15 protein-coding genes, 1 tRNA gene and 1 pseudogene are annotated in these 14,671 nt (G+C 71.7%); 7 read left to right on the forward strand and 10 right to left on the reverse strand.

All coding sequences use genetic code 11. The annotated features are described in order from the left end of the window. Positions 1-23 precede the first annotated feature (23 nt). The 4 genes from ACFU7Z_RS22530 to ACFU7Z_RS22545 form a co-directional block, all read right to left on the reverse strand. Positions 24-107 (reverse strand) — tRNA-Leu (locus tag ACFU7Z_RS22530). A 314-nt stretch (positions 108-421) separates the two neighbouring features. Next, entirely contained in the window at positions 422-619 is a 198-nt protein-coding gene (locus ACFU7Z_RS22535) for a hypothetical protein (RefSeq protein WP_049649391.1), read from the reverse strand. Positions 620-922: 303 nt separating this feature from the next. Further along, positions 923-1,924, reverse strand: a complete 1,002-nt coding sequence (locus ACFU7Z_RS22540; protein WP_380779181.1) for an alpha/beta hydrolase — start codon at positions 1,922-1,924, stop codon at positions 923-925. Positions 1,925-1,948: 24 nt separating this feature from the next. Beyond that, positions 1,949-3,016, reverse strand: a complete 1,068-nt coding sequence (locus tag ACFU7Z_RS22545) for an alcohol dehydrogenase catalytic domain-containing protein (protein ID WP_380779183.1) — start codon at positions 3,014-3,016, stop codon at positions 1,949-1,951. A 97-nt stretch (positions 3,017-3,113) separates the two neighbouring features. Here ACFU7Z_RS22545 and ACFU7Z_RS22550 point away from each other — a divergent pair, with 97 nt between their 5' ends. Continuing rightward, positions 3,114-3,707: a CGNR zinc finger domain-containing protein gene (locus tag ACFU7Z_RS22550; RefSeq protein ID WP_380779185.1), complete on the forward strand. Its 594-nt coding sequence runs from the start codon at positions 3,114-3,116 to the stop codon at positions 3,705-3,707. A 74-nt stretch (positions 3,708-3,781) separates the two neighbouring features. Here ACFU7Z_RS22550 and ACFU7Z_RS22555 read toward each other — a convergent pair whose 3' ends face one another. From ACFU7Z_RS22555 to ACFU7Z_RS22565, 3 genes are read right to left on the reverse strand one after another with little or no spacing between them, the layout of a single operon-like run. Further along, a complete protein-coding gene (locus ACFU7Z_RS22555) occupies positions 3,782-4,042 on the reverse strand; it encodes a DUF397 domain-containing protein (RefSeq protein ID WP_380779187.1) in 261 nt (86 codons plus the stop codon). Positions 4,043-4,062: 20 nt separating this feature from the next. After that, entirely contained in the window at positions 4,063-4,200 is a 138-nt protein-coding gene (locus ACFU7Z_RS22560; protein ID WP_079272787.1) for a DUF397 domain-containing protein, read from the reverse strand. Continuing rightward, positions 4,157-5,104 (reverse strand): helix-turn-helix domain-containing protein, encoded by a 948-nt coding sequence (locus ACFU7Z_RS22565; protein WP_380779189.1) that lies wholly within the window; start codon positions 5,102-5,104, stop codon positions 4,157-4,159. Before ACFU7Z_RS22565 ends, ACFU7Z_RS22560 begins: the two co-directional genes overlap by 44 nt. 160 nt (positions 5,105-5,264) lie before the next feature. Between ACFU7Z_RS22565 and ACFU7Z_RS22570 the strand changes: the two genes are divergently transcribed. Both ACFU7Z_RS22570 and ACFU7Z_RS22575 read left to right on the forward strand, forming a co-directional pair. Beyond that, entirely contained in the window at positions 5,265-5,693 is a 429-nt protein-coding gene (locus tag ACFU7Z_RS22570; RefSeq protein ID WP_380779191.1) for an ATP-binding protein, read from the forward strand. Between the two features lie 14 nt (positions 5,694-5,707). Next, complete coding sequence (locus ACFU7Z_RS22575; RefSeq protein ID WP_380779193.1) at positions 5,708-6,259, forward strand: hypothetical protein; 552 nt, start codon at positions 5,708-5,710, stop codon at positions 6,257-6,259. Positions 6,260-6,392: 133 nt separating this feature from the next. On the opposite strand, the gene ACFU7Z_RS22580 is transcribed toward ACFU7Z_RS22575, so the two are convergent. After that, positions 6,393-6,959 carry a LysM peptidoglycan-binding domain-containing protein gene (locus ACFU7Z_RS22580; protein ID WP_049649385.1) on the reverse strand — a complete coding sequence of 189 codons (567 nt, stop codon included), beginning with the start codon at positions 6,957-6,959 and terminating at the stop codon, positions 6,393-6,395. A gap of 253 nt (positions 6,960-7,212) precedes the next feature. Further along, on the reverse strand, positions 7,213-8,553 hold the full coding sequence (locus tag ACFU7Z_RS22585; RefSeq protein ID WP_380779195.1) for an alpha/beta hydrolase: 1,341 nt from the start codon (positions 8,551-8,553) through the stop codon (positions 7,213-7,215). Positions 8,554-8,621: 68 nt separating this feature from the next. Between ACFU7Z_RS22585 and ACFU7Z_RS22590 the strand changes: the two genes are divergently transcribed. The 4 genes from ACFU7Z_RS22590 (at position 8,622) to ACFU7Z_RS22605 (ending at position 13,126) form a co-directional block, all read left to right on the forward strand. Beyond that, positions 8,622-9,239: a TetR-like C-terminal domain-containing protein gene (locus ACFU7Z_RS22590; RefSeq protein WP_380779197.1), complete on the forward strand. Its 618-nt coding sequence runs from the start codon at positions 8,622-8,624 to the stop codon at positions 9,237-9,239. Positions 9,240-9,395: 156 nt separating this feature from the next. Continuing rightward, positions 9,396-10,790 (forward strand): hypothetical protein, encoded by a 1,395-nt coding sequence (locus ACFU7Z_RS22595; protein WP_380779200.1) that lies wholly within the window; start codon positions 9,396-9,398, stop codon positions 10,788-10,790. Then, positions 10,787-11,818: an LD-carboxypeptidase gene (locus ACFU7Z_RS22600; protein WP_380779202.1), complete on the forward strand. Its 1,032-nt coding sequence runs from the start codon at positions 10,787-10,789 to the stop codon at positions 11,816-11,818. Before ACFU7Z_RS22595 ends, ACFU7Z_RS22600 begins: the two co-directional genes overlap by 4 nt. A gap of 105 nt (positions 11,819-11,923) precedes the next feature. Further along, positions 11,924-13,126, forward strand: coding sequence for an alpha/beta hydrolase family protein (locus ACFU7Z_RS22605; protein ID WP_380779204.1), 1,203 nt, complete (start codon positions 11,924-11,926; stop codon positions 13,124-13,126). A gap of 31 nt (positions 13,127-13,157) precedes the next feature. On the opposite strand, the pseudogene ACFU7Z_RS22610 reads toward ACFU7Z_RS22605, so the two are convergent. Continuing rightward, positions 13,158-14,124: pseudogene (locus ACFU7Z_RS22610) on the reverse strand (IS5 family transposase). Between the last annotated feature and the right edge of the window lie 547 nt (positions 14,125-14,671).

A 14,671-nucleotide genomic window follows, 5' to 3' on the forward strand; every position in this document is an offset into this window, starting at 1 on the left:
AAGATCAACCGGCCGTTCATCTGTGCGCGAGGGGGGAGTTGAACCCCCACGCCCTTTCGGGCACTGGAACCTGAATCCAGCGCGTCTGCCTATTCCGCCACCCGCGCATCTGGGTGATGAGGAAAACTATAGACCATCCGGAGGGGTACCTCCGACCACCTCCGGGCAGACGGCCGGGGGCTACTCCGCTCCCAGGATTCGGAGGCCGTGCTCCTTCTGGAAGTACGCGTAGTCCTTCAGGTTCAGCGTCGCCAGCGGAAGGTCGTAGGTGAGACAGCAGGCCGCGATCCACATGTCGTTGACGGGCCACGCGGAAGACCGGCCTTCAGGCCGGCCGCCGAGAGCCTGCCCCCGCCAACCTGCGCTTGTGCGTCAGGGACGCGACGTCGGTGTCAAGAATGACAGGCTGCACCTTGCTCCCTCAGGCCACGTTCCGCTGGCGTTCGGCGCGGACGAACGCCAGGAACTCGTCGAGCTCTTCGTCCGACTCGAAAGTGTCGGCCTGGAGCTCATCGAGGGACCGTATGGGCTGCGTGTTCTTGGCTGCCAGCAGTTCCTCGACCGTGACTCGGGGGCGCGCGGGCGGGTAGATCGGGCGTTCAACTTCCGAGGCGCTCATGAGTGGCCTCCCGCAAGTGATCGGCTAGGGCTTACGAAAGCCACGATAGAGCCCGATCACACCGGGTGATGCCTTCGCTACCCGTCCGCCGCCCCTGGGCTCCGCAGGCGGGGAGCGGCCATGGCGGTGTCTCCTTCCGCGGCCGCTCAGGCCTGGAACTCGTCGATGACGACGGCACCGGTCGGGCCGTATGTCTCCAGGGACTCCAGCACGTCGCCCGCCTCGTGGAGGCTGACGATGCGGGTATAGACCATCCGGAGGGGTACCTCCGACCACCTCCGGGCAGACGGCGGGAGACCGGGTCTACGCCGGGGGCCGGGGGTGCTGGGGCGCGGGGGCGCGGAAGTGGCGGGCGAGGTAGCCGAGCCAGGCCTGCTCGAAGCTCTCGGCGAGCTGTGACTCGGGGGCGAACAGGTCGAAGGCGTGGTACGCGCCGGGGTAGAGGTGGAGTTCGACGGGGACGCCGTGGGCGCGCAGGCGCATGGCGTAGTCGAGGTCCTCGTCGCGGAAGGAGTCGAGTTCGCCGACGGCGACGAAGGTGGGCGGCAGTCCGCCGAGGTCCTTCGCGCGGGCGGGGGCGGCGTACGGGCTGACCTGGTCGGTGCCGGCGCGGTCGCCCAGGATCGCCCGCCAGGCGAGGAGGTTGGTGGCGCGGTCCCAGATGCCGAGGTCGGTGATCTCGTGGCTGGACGCGGTCCGGTTCCGGTCGTCGAGCATGGGGTACATCAGCGCCTGGAACAGCGGCGTGGGGCCGCCGTGGTCGCGGACCAGCAGGGCGGTGGCCGCCGCGACTCCCCCGCCGCCGCTCTGGCCGCCGATGCCGATCCGGGTGGCGTCCAGACCGAGCACCCCCGCCTCGTGGAGGAGCCACCGGTGGGCGGTGTGCCCGTCCTCGGCGGCGCCGGGGGCGGGGGTCTCCGGGGCGAGCCGGTAGTCGACGGCGGCGACGGCGCAGCCGAGCCGTGTGCTGAGCCGCTTGAGCCAGGGGTCGTCCTGAGCGGCGAAGCCGAGCACCTGCCCGCCGCCGTGGAACCAGAGCAGGACCGGCAGCGGGCCGGGCCCGGCGGTGGTGGGCCGCAGCAGGCGGATCGGCACGTCCGGGCCGTCGGGCCGGGTCGCGCGGTGTTCGGTCACGGTGACCGACGGGTCGTCGGGGGTGGAGTCGGCGACGGCCGCGGCGAAGGCGCGGAGGGTCTCGCGGGTCGCGGGGACGTCGGTCAGGTCGAACGCGCCGTTGGGGGTCATCGGGACGGCGTCGAGGGCCCGGCGCAGTTCCGGGTCGACCAGCAGGCGGGGAACGGGCATGGTCGTGCTTCCTTCCACCGGTGCTCAGGCCCGGAACTCGTCGATGACGACGACGCCGGTCGGCCCGTACGTCTCCAGGGACTCCAGCACGCCACTCGCCTCGTGGAGGCCGACGGTGCGGGTGACGATGCGGCCGGGGTTGAGGCGGCCGGCCTCGATCATGTTGAGCATGGTGCCGAAGCGCTGGCCCTGCATGCCGAAGGCGCCCAGGAACTCCAGTTCCTTGACCATCATCACGTCGATCGGTAGCCCGACGTCGCCCTTCTCCGCACCGGTGGTGTGCCCGAGCTGGAGGTGGCGGCCGCGCGTGCGCAGGGAGAGGACGGAGTTGCGGCAGGCCTCGGCGATGCCGACGGCGTCGACGGACACGTGGGCGCCGCCCCGGGTGAGGGTCCTGACCGCCTCGGCCGGGTCGTCGGTGGCGGCGTTGACGGTGTGGACGGCGCCCAGGGCGCGGGCGGCGTCCAGCTTCTCCTCGGAGATGTCGACGGCGATGACGTTGGCGCCGGTGGCGGCCGCGATCTCCACCGTGGACAGGCCCATGCCGCCGCCGGCCCCGTACACGGCGACCCACTCCCCGCCGCGCACGCGGGCCTGGTCGACGACGCCGTGGAAGGCGGTCATGTAGCGGCAGGCGAGGGCGGCGACATCGACGAATCCGACGGCCTCCGGCACCCGGACGAGGTTGACGTCGGCGAAGCGGACCATGACGTACTCGGCGAAGGCGCCCCAGTAGGAGACGCCGGGGACGAGCGAGTCCACGTGCTCGCACACGTGCTGGTTGCCGCTGCGGCACATCTCGCAGGAGCCCTCGCCGGGGTTCATCGGGAAGATGACCCGGTCGCCGTCCCGCCAGTCCCGAACGTCCCGGCCGACCTCCACGACGGTGCCGGCGAACTCGTGGCCGAGGACGAACGGGGGCTTGACCTGCGGCCCTCCCGTCCAGAAGTCCCCGGCCCACAGGGCCCAGTCGGTGCGGCAGATCCCGTTGGCGCCGACGCGCACGATGGCGCCGTCGGGCGGGCAGACGGGGTCGGGCACGTCACGGATGACGAGGGGCTGGTGGAGTTCTTCGATGACTGCGGCGTACATGGACGCGACCTCCTCGGGGAAAGTCCACCGGTTCAAGTGGTGGACCTTGAAGCTATGCGCCCGCTTCGCCGCGTGTCAACCGCTTAGAGTGGTGGACATGAGTGACGAAGACGGCCGACGAGAAGGGCGCCAGCGCGCCAAGACCGACTTCCGGTTCGACGACGCACGGCTGTGCTTCGCCTTCGCCGGCACGCTCGCCGATCGCGGCAAGGACGTGCACGTCGAGCGGCTGGCGCTGCCGGAGGACCTGAGCCGGTGGAGTGTGGAGAGCGGCTGCACGACGGTGGCGCCGAGCTGCGACGAGGCCGAGCTGGAGGGAGCGAGGCGGCTGCGCGAGGCGATCCAGCGGACGGGCGTCGCGCTGGCGGAGGGGGTGCCGCCCGCGCCCGAGGACGTCGCGGTGGTCAACAGGGTGGCAGCAGAAGCGACTTCGGTGCCCGTGCTCTCGGCGGACGCGGCGTCCGTGCGGTGGGACGGGGACGGGATCGCGGCCGTGCTGTCGATGGTGGCGCGGGACCTGATCGCGCTCTGCGCGTCCGAGGAGCAGCGGACGCGCGTGCGCATCTGCGGAAACCCCGACTGCGGAACGCCGTTCGTGGACACGTCGCGAGCGGGCGCGCGGCGCTGGTGCTCGATGAAGACCTGCGGCGCACTCGCGAAGAAGCGCGCCTACCGCGCGAAGGCGAAGTAGCCACAAGCGGGGAACGCCTCGGGGCGGGGCACCAGTTGGCGCCCCGCCCCGAGGGAGGGATGTGGAGGGGTGGCTCAGCCCTCGATCGGCAACTCGCCGGCCCGCACCGCCGCGACGAAGGCGTTCCAGGAGGAGTCGGGGAAGAGGAGGGACGGGCCCTGCGGGTCCTTGGAGTCACGCACCGGGACGGCGCCGGGCAAGAAGCCGAGGGCCACCTCGACGCAGCAGCCGCCGTTGTCGCCGCTGTGGCTGCTCTTCTGCCAGACCGGCAGCGCCACCTCGATGCACATGCCACCGTTGTTGCCGCTATAGCTGCTCTTCCGCCAGGTCAACACAGCCAGCTCCTTGGGGAGTTCTACACCGGGAAGTCGCCCTCGCGGACGGCCGCAACGAAGGCTTCCCAGGCGGAGGCCGGGAAAACGAGGGCCGGGCCCTGCGAGTCCTTGGAGTCACGCACTGGAACGAGGCCCGGGAATCCGGGGGCTACCTCGATGCAGTCCCCGCCGTCGTTGCCGCTGTAGCTGCTCTTCCGCCAGTCGGCTGCGGCGAGCTCGTTGCTCTTCATCCTTGAATCCCTCCAGCGCCTCGGCGAACCGCTGAAGCGAGTCGCTCTCTGACAGGCATTCGCCACGGAGCTGATCATAGTGGCGCTGGTACTTGACCACACTGGCGGGAGCATCGCTCAAGTGCCCTCGTTCAAGGCTCTCTGAGTACACAAAGCGCTGCCCGTCCGGCAGCTCCAGCAACACCATATCCGTCTTGATGAGCGTCCGCCGGTCCGCGAACGGCGCCAGATGAAGCACGACGTTCGGGAGCTGAGCCACCCTCAACAGGTGCTCCATCTGAGCCCGCATCACGCTCGGACCGCCAATGACCGTACGAATGGTGCTCTCGCCGAGGATGACGACCAGCAGCGGCCCATCGGGCACAAGGAATCGACCCTGCCGACTGAGTCGAGCATTGGTCAGCTCTTCGACCTCCACCGGATTTCCGGCCGCGTCTCCAGTCTCGAAGACCGCCCGCGCATACTGTCGGCACTGCAACAGGCCGTACATCACAGTGTCCTGGTAGACACGCAGCCCGACCGCGAGGGCCTCCAGCTCCGCACGCTCCTGGAACCAATCCGGATGCTCGATCGCGGCGCTCCAGTCGACCCAGCCGTACAGCCGCGTGAGCAGTTCGGTGGCGTTCAGCAACTCCCCGAGCTGCGCGAGCTCCTCGAGCGACGGCTTCCGCCGTCCGCCCTCCATCCGCGAGATCACCGTGCGGTCGAGGTGCATCTTCCTGCCCAGGTCCTCCTGGCGGTAGCCCATCGCCGCGCGCGCGTGGCGGATCTCTTCGCCGAACATGATGGCGGAGCTCGCCGTCGGTCCGTGCCCGGTCTTCCTCTGTGCCATGACTGCCCCCAGCTGTGCTTCGCGTGCCCAACACGCGGAATTGGGGACCACGGTATCCCCACAGGCCGATCATTGTTACCGGAACGCAGTCATCTGCATGCGCAGCGTGAACCGTGCGCTCCTGTCGCACGCCCCCCTCCGCCCCGTGAGGTGCTCCCCCATGCTCTCGTCCCGCAGGCCCCGCGCGTTCGTCGCGCACCTCGACTCCCGCGCCGAATCCACGCCCCTGGCGCGCTACTTGCTCCGCGCCTACCTCTCAGGGCTGCCCTCCGGCGACCGGTACGCGGACACCGCCGAGCTGCTCCTCGGCGAGCTGTTCGCCAACGCCGTCCAGCACTCCGACGCGCCGGACGACCGCCACATCGAGATCCGCATCGCCCTGATCAACTCCCGCCTGCGGCTGGAGGTCCACGACGCCGGCAGCGGACACCCCACGCTCCACACCCCCGCCCCTTCCGACGAGCACGGGCGCGGCCTGTTCCTCATCAACAAGCTCGCCGAGCGCTGGGGCTGCACCTCCCGCCCCGACGGCATCGGCAAGTTCGTCTGGGTGCTCGTCGCCCCCGCGCCCGCCACCGCCCTCGCCTGAAAGCCCGAACCCCCATGCACCTCACGACCCTGGCCCGGCACGCCCTCTCCCGGGGTGCCACCCCGGCCGCGGCCTTCGCCCTGATCGCCCGCCTGGGCCACCCGCCCCTGCCCGTCGCGCGCGCCGTCTGCCTCGCCCTCGACGTCCCCCTCGCCGAGACCACCCGCCGCCTGGCCGAGTGCTATGACGCCCTGCTCTCGAACCCCCGCCCGGACTCCGAGAACGACACCGGTGAACTCCTCGAGGCCCTCGGCGTCTTCGACGTCCCCAAGTCGCTCACCGACACCGAACTCACCGTCGTCGAACACTTCCTGGCCGCCATCGACGCCCACGGCAGCCTCCGCCCCGGCCACCGGCACGGCCTCCAGCGCTGGTTCACCACCGGCAACCTCACCACGGCCTACCTCTCCCTGGCCGCCGCCCATCCCATGCCCCGCACCGGCGACCCGGCCCTGTACTGGGCCACGCTCGTCACCGCCGGCGAACTCCTCACCGCTGCCCCCGGCCCCGACAGCCGCATCAAGTACGCCCTCTCCCACTGCCGCACCCAGGCAGCCCGCACCTGAACGCCCTGCGTGGGAAGTCGGCGGGGCCGACTTCCCACGAGCCGGTCACCGGCACACCGGCACACCGGCACACCGAATCGACGATCCGGTGATCAGGGCGAGGTGCCCGGACGCGGGCGCCCGGACCACACGACTACGGAATCGTCAGCACCTGACCGACGTTCACCAGGTCCGGGTCGTCGATGCCGTTGGCCTGGGCGATCTCCAGGTAGCGGCTGCCGTCACCGTAGAAGCGCTCGGCCACGGCCCACAGGCTGTCCCCGGGCTCGACGGTGTAGGTCTGCACCGCGACGGGCTCCGGGGTCGGGACCGGCTCCGGCTCCGCGACCGGAGCCGGGGCCGAGACCGGAGCCTCGGCGGCGAGGGGGAAATCGGTGTTGGTGTCCGTCGCCCACCGCGCCCCGCCGTCCCGGGCGTACAGCACCACGTTGCGGTCGGCCTGCACGACCAGGCGGTCGACGTCCTGGCCGTCGGTCCCGGTGGACCAGGCCGCACCGTCGCCCTTGTAGAGCACGAAGTTGCCGTCCTCCTGGAGCACGGCCCGCTCGACGCCCTGGTTCTGGGTCTCGGTCGCCCACACGACGGCGCCCGGCTCGGAGAGCACCAGGTTCCCGTCCCCCTGAAGGGTCAGCGTGTAGGCACCGCCGGTCAGGGACTGGCCGAGACCGAGTTCATTGCCAGCGTACAGAGTGTCACTCATGGATATTCCTTTCGGATAAGGGACTTAGCGTCGTCGCGCCCGGCTAGCGGCACGTCAGAGAGAGGCAGCCTCACCGCCGCCGGCGCACGAACACCAGTCCTTGGACTCTAGGTGCCATCGGGGTTTGCACACAATTCACCGCATCGGGTGACATCCCCGGCACGGCGGCCGCGCCCCGGCGGCCGCCCGCGGCTGCCCCCGATCACCCCGGCCCGGCCGCCGACGGTCCACCCCGTACGCGGCTGCCGGGCCTTCACTCGTGGTCGCGCAGGAAGGCCGGAATCCCCTCGCGGGTCGGGGAGTTCGGCAGGGGCGCCGACTGGTCCTGGAGGAACGCGCCGATCACGGCCGCGGCCCGGTCGTTGTTGCCGTCGAGGCCGTTCCACATGTGGTGCCCGACCCCCGGCATGAACTGGGTGCGCTGGATCGCGGGGTCGGCGGCGAGGACGGCGGTCGCCCATTGGCGGACCTGCGAGGAGCACTCGGCGATCATCAGCATCGCGGGGGTCCGGGACCGCCCCAACCGCGGTGCGATGGACGCCGAGTCCCTGACCGTCCGCTGGACGCGGAGGCTGGCGGCGGGGCTGAAGGAGAAGTTCCGCGCGCTGTCCTCGGCGGGGATGCGGTGCGCGTCGCGCGCGCAGTAGGCGGATGCGGTGTCACCGCCCAGGTCGGCGGCGGTGAAGGCGTTGTCGCCCTCGGCCTGTCCGATCAGCCCGGTGCCGGGGCTGAGGAGTCCGAGCCGCATGAGGCCGAACGCCACCGCGTAGCGGGGGACGTGCGTCGACCGCGGCCCGGTCGGGTCCGGGGCGAGGCCGCGCGCGGATTCGCGGCCCTGGTGCCCGGCGGTCCGCGCGGTGGGGCCGTCCATCGGGCCGGGTTCGGCGATGACCGCCCGGTGCACGCGCGCGGCGGTTCCGGGATCGGCCAGGGCCCGGGTGAGCACGACCGCGCCCGACGAGAACCCGAGGACGTCGACCGCGCCCCCGCCCAGGCGGTCGACGAAGGCGCCGAGGTCGCGGACCGACCGGTCGGCCGTGTACTGGTCCATGGGGAGCAGGCCGCTGCGTCCGCCGCCGGGCTGCTCGTAGGCGTAGACGTCGTAGCCCTGCCCCGCCAGGAGTTGCAGGAACCGGTGGTCGAGCAGCGAAATGCCGCGCACCGGACCGCCGTTGAGGTACACGAGCGGGACGGGGTGCCGGGGGCCGGGCCCGGCGGGCGGGTAGTGGTACACCGCGACGCTGCTGCCGGTGTCCAGGCTCCAGCGCTCCGTGGCCACGAACGGCAGGTCCGGCGGGTACTGCCGGGCCGTGGGCACGGTCGGGACGCAGACCGGCGCCGTCAGCGCCGCCGCGACGACCACCGGCAGGAACGGCACGAGCCGGGCCGCCCGGGTGCGGCCTCGGCTCCGCCGCAGTGTAAGGGCGGTCCCGACCGCGAGGACCGGCAGCCAGGCGGCGAGCCCCGAGCCCGCGCCGTCCGTGAGGACGACCAGGGCGAGGAAGGCGAGGACCGACGCCACGACGGCGGCCAGGGCCGACAGCGAGCGGGCGGCGCGGCGTAAGAGGGTCGCGGGCAGGGCGAACGTGGACAAGGTGGAGCCCTCCTTGTTTCGTAACGCTGTTTCAAAACGACGTTATCAAAGGCGATAGGCTCCCCGTCATGGGAAGGCCGAAGACGAACGACGAGACCGTCGGAGAGCGCCTCGTGGCGTGCGCGACCGAATGGCTCGCCACCCGCCCGCAGGAGACCGTCACCGTCCGGGCCGTCGCCGCGGCCGCCGGGACCTCGACGACGGCGGTGTACTCCCTCTTCGGCGGCAAGGACGGACTGATCTCGGCCGTCCGCGACCAGGCCGTCGCCGGCCTGTTCCGCGCCGTCGCGGACGTACCCGCCTCCGCGGACCCCCTCACCGACATCTACGCCCTCGCCACGGCCTACCGGCACTGGGGGCTCGAACACCGCCACCTGTACACGGTGCTGTTCGGCGGGGTGCAGTCCTTCGAGCCGTCGGACACCGTCGGCACCAGCGACCCCGTCCGACCGCTCACCGCCGCGATCGACCGGGCCGTCGCGGAGTCCGTCCTCGACGGCCCGGCACCCTCGATCGCCCTCTCGCTCTGGGTGACCCTGCACGGGCTCGTCACCCTCGAACTCGCCGGAGCCCTCGACGCCCCCACCGCGCGGGCCGCGTTCAAGTCGACGATCCACGCCGCACTGCGCGGCTGGACGACCCCCGCGGTGTTCCGCGGACTCCGCGAAGCCGAACCCACCCCCTGACGGGCCCGCCCCGCGCACGCGAGAAGTCGGACCGGCCGACTTCTCGTGCACGCGGGCGGTGGACGCCGAGGGCTTCCCCGTACGGTCCGGCCCCGGTCCACCCCTGGACGGGGCGAGCCCGGGGCCGCTGTCAGTGGCGGTTCGTACGCTCCCCGCGTGAACATCGACGACCTCTCCTGGCAAGCGCACAACCTCGGCGGCGTCCACCCGCGCATGGCGCAGACCCTCCTCGACCTGGGCCAGGTGGAGCTGCTCGCCCGGGCGGCGCAGGAGCGCGGGGACTGGAACTGCGCGAAGGCGGCGGCACTGGAGCTGGGCGCGGCCGGGGAGTTCGAGCGGGCGCTGGCACTCCTGGACCCGTTCACGGACATCGGCTGGCGGGCCGCCGAGTGGGTCACCGCCGAGATCATGATCCGGCAGGGCGAGGCCGACGAGGCCCTCGCGATGGTGCGCCCGGACGTGGCCGAGCTGGACGACGCCCACGTGTGCGTGCGCTACGCCGAGTTGTCGGCGAAGGCCGGGCGGATCGACGAGGCCATCGAGGTGCTCACGCCCCACCTCGGGGCGTCCTGGCCGCTGTCGTGCCTGGTCGAGGCGACCGAGGGCCAGGGGGCGGACGACCAGGTCCTCGACGTGCTCGCCCAGGCCGCGGAGCGCGCGGAGACCGAGCCGACGGGCTCGCTGGAGCGGTGGCAGGTGCTGCTCCTGACCGCCCGGGTCCTGGAACGCGCCGGGCGAACCGACGAGGCCGTCCAGACCCTGCGCACCGAAGCGGCCGCCGGCCGGCACCACCCCGTCAACTTCCCCGAGTACCAAGCGGAACTCCTCGCTCGGCAGGGCCTGATCGAGGAGCTGGCATCCCTCGCCGCCGACCAGCCCTACGCCGCCTTCGACGCGTACGCGAAGGCACTGGAGGACGCGGGGCGCGCACCCGAGGCCGAGGCCCTGCTGCGCGAACGCATCGAGGCCCACGACCTCTCGAACGACCGCGCGGCGCTGATGGACCTCCTCGTCCGCCAGGGCAGGATCGACGAAGCCGTCGAGACCGGCCGGCCCACGTTCGACTACTACGACTGCGGGAACCTCCTCCACCGGACACTGGACCTGCTCGTCGACGACGGCCGCCCCGACCGCGCGCTCGAACTCGTGGAAGGGCTCACCGGCCCGTACGCCGAAGGGCACCCGGACGACGTCCTCCAGCTGCGGCTCCGGCTGCTCGGCGAGGCCGGCCGCTGCCCGCAGGGCATCGCGGAGGCCACCGCCCTCAACGAACGGCAGCCCGGCGCGTGGGACACCTCGCTGGCACGGCTGCTGGAGCTGGACGGCCGACTGGAGGAGGCCGTCGCGCTCCTCCGCGCGTCCACCCACTACCGGGCCACCCTCGACCTGGCCGACATGCTGCTCCGGAACGGCCGCCCGGCCGAGGCCCTCGCCGCCATCCCCACCATCGCCGAGGAACGCGCGGCCGCCGAACGGCGGGTGCGGTGGCAGAACCCTTCCGGCGAAAGTCGGGTGACCCCGCCGACGGCGGCGGCGACACTGGCGCCATGACTGGTTCCGCACCGCCTCGACTGCTTCGACCGCGTGCCCTGGCGCCCGGAGACCTCGTCGTCATCGCCGCGCTGTCCGGTCCGCTGCCGCCCGCGTACGAGCCCAACGTCCAGCGGACGGTGGTCGTGCTGGAGCGGATGGGATTCCGCGTACGTCGCGCTCCGCTCCTCGAAGCGGGCCGCCGCCACTGGTGGAGCGCGGCCACGCCGGCGGAGATCGCCGAGGAGCTCAACGCCCTCCTGCGCGATCCCGAGGTGCGCGCGATCGTCGCCAGTGACGGCGGCCAGACGGCGCTCGGCTACCTCGACCTGATCGACGTCGAGGCGATCAGGGCCGACCCCAAGCCGATCCTCGGCTACAGCGACATCTCCCTGCTGCACCTGGTGCTCCACGCGCGCACGGGCCTGGTCGGGTTCCACGCCGACATGGCCGTCCCCGGCTTCGGCGGACACTGGCGGTCCGCGCCCGCGGCGCGCCAGGCTGAACTCGAGGCGCTCTACGCCAGGTTGCTGACCGGCACCGAGGCGATCGGCGCACTGCCCGCGAGCCCGTCATGGGAGTGCTGGCGTCCCGGCCGTGTCGAAGGGCCGCTGATCGGCGGGTTGATCAACCGGATCGTGCTGGCGCAGGCGACGCCCTTCGCGCTGCCGCTCGAACGGTTCGACGGTGCGGTGCTGTTCTGGGAGGAGATGGGCGGCCTGGCCTCGTACGTGTGGAGCTACCTGCACGTGATGCGGCACAGCGGCATCCTCGACCGGATCGCCGGCATGGTCGTGGGCATCCCGCGCGAGATCGGCGGCCTCGAACCCGGCGCGTCCCCGACCCTGCGCGAGATCGTCCTCGACGTCCTCGGGGACCGTGACATCCCGGTCCTGGGCAACGTCGACTTCGGGCACGCCGGCCCGAACCTGCCGATGCCGGTCGGCATCCGCGTCGGCCTCGACGCGCGGCAGCGGACGCTCGCCCTGCTCGAACCGGCGGTGGAGCCCCACGAGCCGACCAAGGGAGCCCCGCGCCGCACGACGTAGCCCCGGCGTATGACCCGGTACCCCGTGGGGGCTACGAACGACAACAGGACGGTTACCTCGACGGGTTGATCCGACACGGAGCCTCGGGACCCTAGCGTCTGTCCCATGAAACGCAATCGCCGTATCAGCGCAGTCGCGGTGCTGACGCTCGCCGCCCTCACCACCGGAACCGGCGCCGGGTTCGCCGCCACGGCCGGACCGTCGGCCGCACCGGTGGCCACGCGCGCGTTCGACACCGCACCGGCCGCGGCCGCCGCACCCGCGCGGACCTTCCAGGGCGCGCTCCCCGCGCCGACCGGCCCCTACGCCGCCGGCGAGGACGTCATCCACCTCACCGACACGAGCCGCCTCGACCCGTGGGTGCCGTCATCCGGCCCCCGCCAACTGGCCGTCACCATGGTCTACCCGGCCGTCCCCGGGACGGGGACCCCGGCCCCCTACATGTCCCTCGGCGAGGCAACCGGAATCGTCCAGCGGCAGAACCTGCCGGCGAGCTCCGGCATCACCCCACAGACCATCGCCGGCGTCACCACGCACGCCTTCGACGGCGCGCGGCCGCAGCCCGGCAAGTACCCGCTGGTGGTCCTCTCACCCGCGTACGAGGACCCACGCGTCACGCTCACCGCGCTCGCGACCGACCTGGCCAGTCACGGCTACGTCGTCGCGCTCGTCGGCGACACCTACGAGGACAGCGGCGAGACGCTGGCGGACGGCCAGACGACGCCGTGCGCGATCTGCGGCGACCCGTCGCGGATCGACTCCATCCCCACCAACCGCGCGCGGGACGTGTCCTTCCTGATCGACCAGTTGACGCACGGCAACACCGCGTGGCGCCTGGCACACCTCATCGACAAGCACGAGATCGGCATGGCCGGACACTCCATCGGCGGAGCGGCGGCCTCCGCCGCGATGGTCGCCGACCCGCGCGTACGGGCCGGCGTGAACATGGACGGCGCCTTCAAGCCGGTCCCGACGCCCGGCCAGATCAACCGGCCGTTCCTCATGCTGGGTTCGCCCGACAACCACCCGGCCGGTGGCGGCGACACCACGTGGGGGCAGGCCTGGGACGCCCTCGGCGGCTACAAGAAGTGGCTGACGGTCGCCGGCGCCGACCACTTCAGCTTCAGCGACCTGGACCTGCTGCACGAGCAGGCCGGGTTCCCGGCGCCGCCCCTCTCCCCGGCACGCGGGGTGGAGATCACCCGCGAGTACGTGACGGCGTTCTTCGACCGGACGCTGAAGGGGATCGACGGTCCGCTGCTGGACGGCCCCTCGCCGGACAATCCGGAAGTGGTCTTCCAGCGCTAGGGCCTGTGTGAGGTTGCGATCAGTCGGCGTCTCACAGGAGGTCGTCGACCCAGATCATCGAGGCGCGGAGGTGGAGGCCGGCGAGGTAGCTTTCGGGCTTCTTGTCGCAGCGGGTGGCGATGCCTCGCCAGGCCTTCAGCCTGTTGATCAGGCGCTCGACGGTGTTGCGCTCCTTGTAAAGATCCGCGTCGTGGCCGACCGGCCGGCCACCCCTGCTGCCCTTCCTCTTCCTGCTGGCGGCCTGGTCCCTCTTCTCCGGGATGACCGCCTTGATCCGGCGTTTACGCAGGTAGGCGCGGTTGCCGCGGGACGAGTACGCCCTGTCCGCGGCGACCGCGCCGGGCCGCGTGCGAGGACGGCCAACGGGCAGACGGACCCGCACCTTCTCCAGCACGGGGACGAACTGCGGGCTGTCACCGGCCTGCCCCGCGGTCAGCACGAGTGCCAGGGGACGGCACCTGCGGTCGGCGGCCAGATGAACCTTGCTGGTCAGCCCGCCCCGGGACCGTCCGAGGAGGGCTTCCTTCAGGCGGAGCCCACGACGGAGCCGGGCGCGTCGCCGCTCGTCCTGTCCGTTCTGTTCCTGCGGCTCGCCCCTTTTTGTCGGGTCTCCTCCTGCTCCCGCGCGGCCTCCTCCAGGGCCTCCATGATCTCCTCGTCGACGAGCATCCCGGCGGCGTCGTGGTGAGCCCGGACGGACGTGGAATCCACGCTGACCAGCGACAGGTCCGCTGTCCCCTCGCGAGCGGCCTGGGCGATCAGGCCTTCCACCAGGGCGGTGAAGACGCCCGCGTCCCGCCAGACACGGAATCGGCCGTAGACCGTCGGCCAGGGACCGAACTCGGAAGGCATCTCCCGCCACCGGGCGCTGCAGCGGAACCGCCAGATCACGCCCTCGAACTGCTCCCGAAGCCGCTCGGGGTACGTCCGAACCTCCCGATCGGCAGATAGGGCTCGATCAACTTCCACTGCCCGTCCGTCAGTTGCCTGCGCGTCACGACCAACCGTTCTACCGGGTTCTGCCCTCAGGTGAGGGCAGAACCCGAAGACTGATCGCAACCTCACACAGGCCCTAGAAGCAGCCTCACGCGAGGTTCGGGGTGTCGTACCTGCGGCGCGGAGGCGGCCTTCCGCCGGCGCACGCCGCCCCCTGGCTCTCAGTACGGTCGGCCGCAGCACCAGCTGCCAAGCTGGCGCTCCCTGGCACTTTGCTGAACTCGGCGACCACCTGCTCACCGCGCTGGCCGCCCCTGGTCGACCGCTGGCCGATGGGCTCGCACGGCCCCTGGACCAGGCGGCCATGCCAGCACCGAGCAGTTCGGCTACCTGGCGCTCGCCAACTCGCCGATCGCCTTCGAACGGGACGGAGCATACGAGGTGGTCACGGATCTACGGGTGAACACCGTTGTGCCAGAGCTGCGCGTCGAGCCAGAACGCTTCGCCACCGGTACGCCGGAACACACAACCTCGCTGTCCGTCGCATGGGCGAGGGCCAACGGTTCAAACGAAACATGGTGGATGGCTGCTGGGTGGCCGCCTCGCATC

The sequence above is a fragment of the Kitasatospora sp. NPDC057518 genome, assembly GCF_042802075.1.
Taxonomy (GTDB): domain Bacteria; phylum Actinomycetota; class Actinomycetes; order Streptomycetales; family Streptomycetaceae; genus Kitasatospora.

Excerpts from the sequence above, each read along its gene's own strand:
- ACFU7Z_RS22605 (WP_380779204.1), top strand. The coding sequence starts at position 11,924 with ATGAAACGCAATCGCCGTATCAGCGCAGTCGCGGTGCTGACGCTCGCC.
- ACFU7Z_RS22590 (WP_380779197.1), top strand. The coding sequence starts at position 8,622 with ATGGGAAGGCCGAAGACGAACGACGAGACCGTCGGAGAGCGCCTCGTG.
- ACFU7Z_RS22580 (WP_049649385.1), bottom strand. The coding sequence starts at position 6,959 with ATGAGTGACACTCTGTACGCTGGCAATGAACTCGGTCTCGGCCAGTCC.
- ACFU7Z_RS22540 (WP_380779181.1), bottom strand. The coding sequence starts at position 1,924 with ATGCCCGTTCCCCGCCTGCTGGTCGACCCGGAACTGCGCCGGGCCCTC.
- ACFU7Z_RS22600 (WP_380779202.1), top strand. The coding sequence starts at position 10,787 with ATGACTGGTTCCGCACCGCCTCGACTGCTTCGACCGCGTGCCCTGGCG.
- ACFU7Z_RS22565 (WP_380779189.1), bottom strand. The coding sequence starts at position 5,104 with ATGGCACAGAGGAAGACCGGGCACGGACCGACGGCGAGCTCCGCCATC.
- ACFU7Z_RS22535 (WP_049649391.1), bottom strand. The coding sequence starts at position 619 with ATGAGCGCCTCGGAAGTTGAACGCCCGATCTACCCGCCCGCGCGCCCC.
- ACFU7Z_RS22575 (WP_380779193.1), top strand. The coding sequence starts at position 5,708 with ATGCACCTCACGACCCTGGCCCGGCACGCCCTCTCCCGGGGTGCCACC.
- ACFU7Z_RS22570 (WP_380779191.1), top strand. The coding sequence starts at position 5,265 with ATGCTCTCGTCCCGCAGGCCCCGCGCGTTCGTCGCGCACCTCGACTCC.
- ACFU7Z_RS22545 (WP_380779183.1), bottom strand. The coding sequence starts at position 3,016 with ATGTACGCCGCAGTCATCGAAGAACTCCACCAGCCCCTCGTCATCCGT.
- ACFU7Z_RS22550 (WP_380779185.1), top strand. The coding sequence starts at position 3,114 with ATGAGTGACGAAGACGGCCGACGAGAAGGGCGCCAGCGCGCCAAGACC.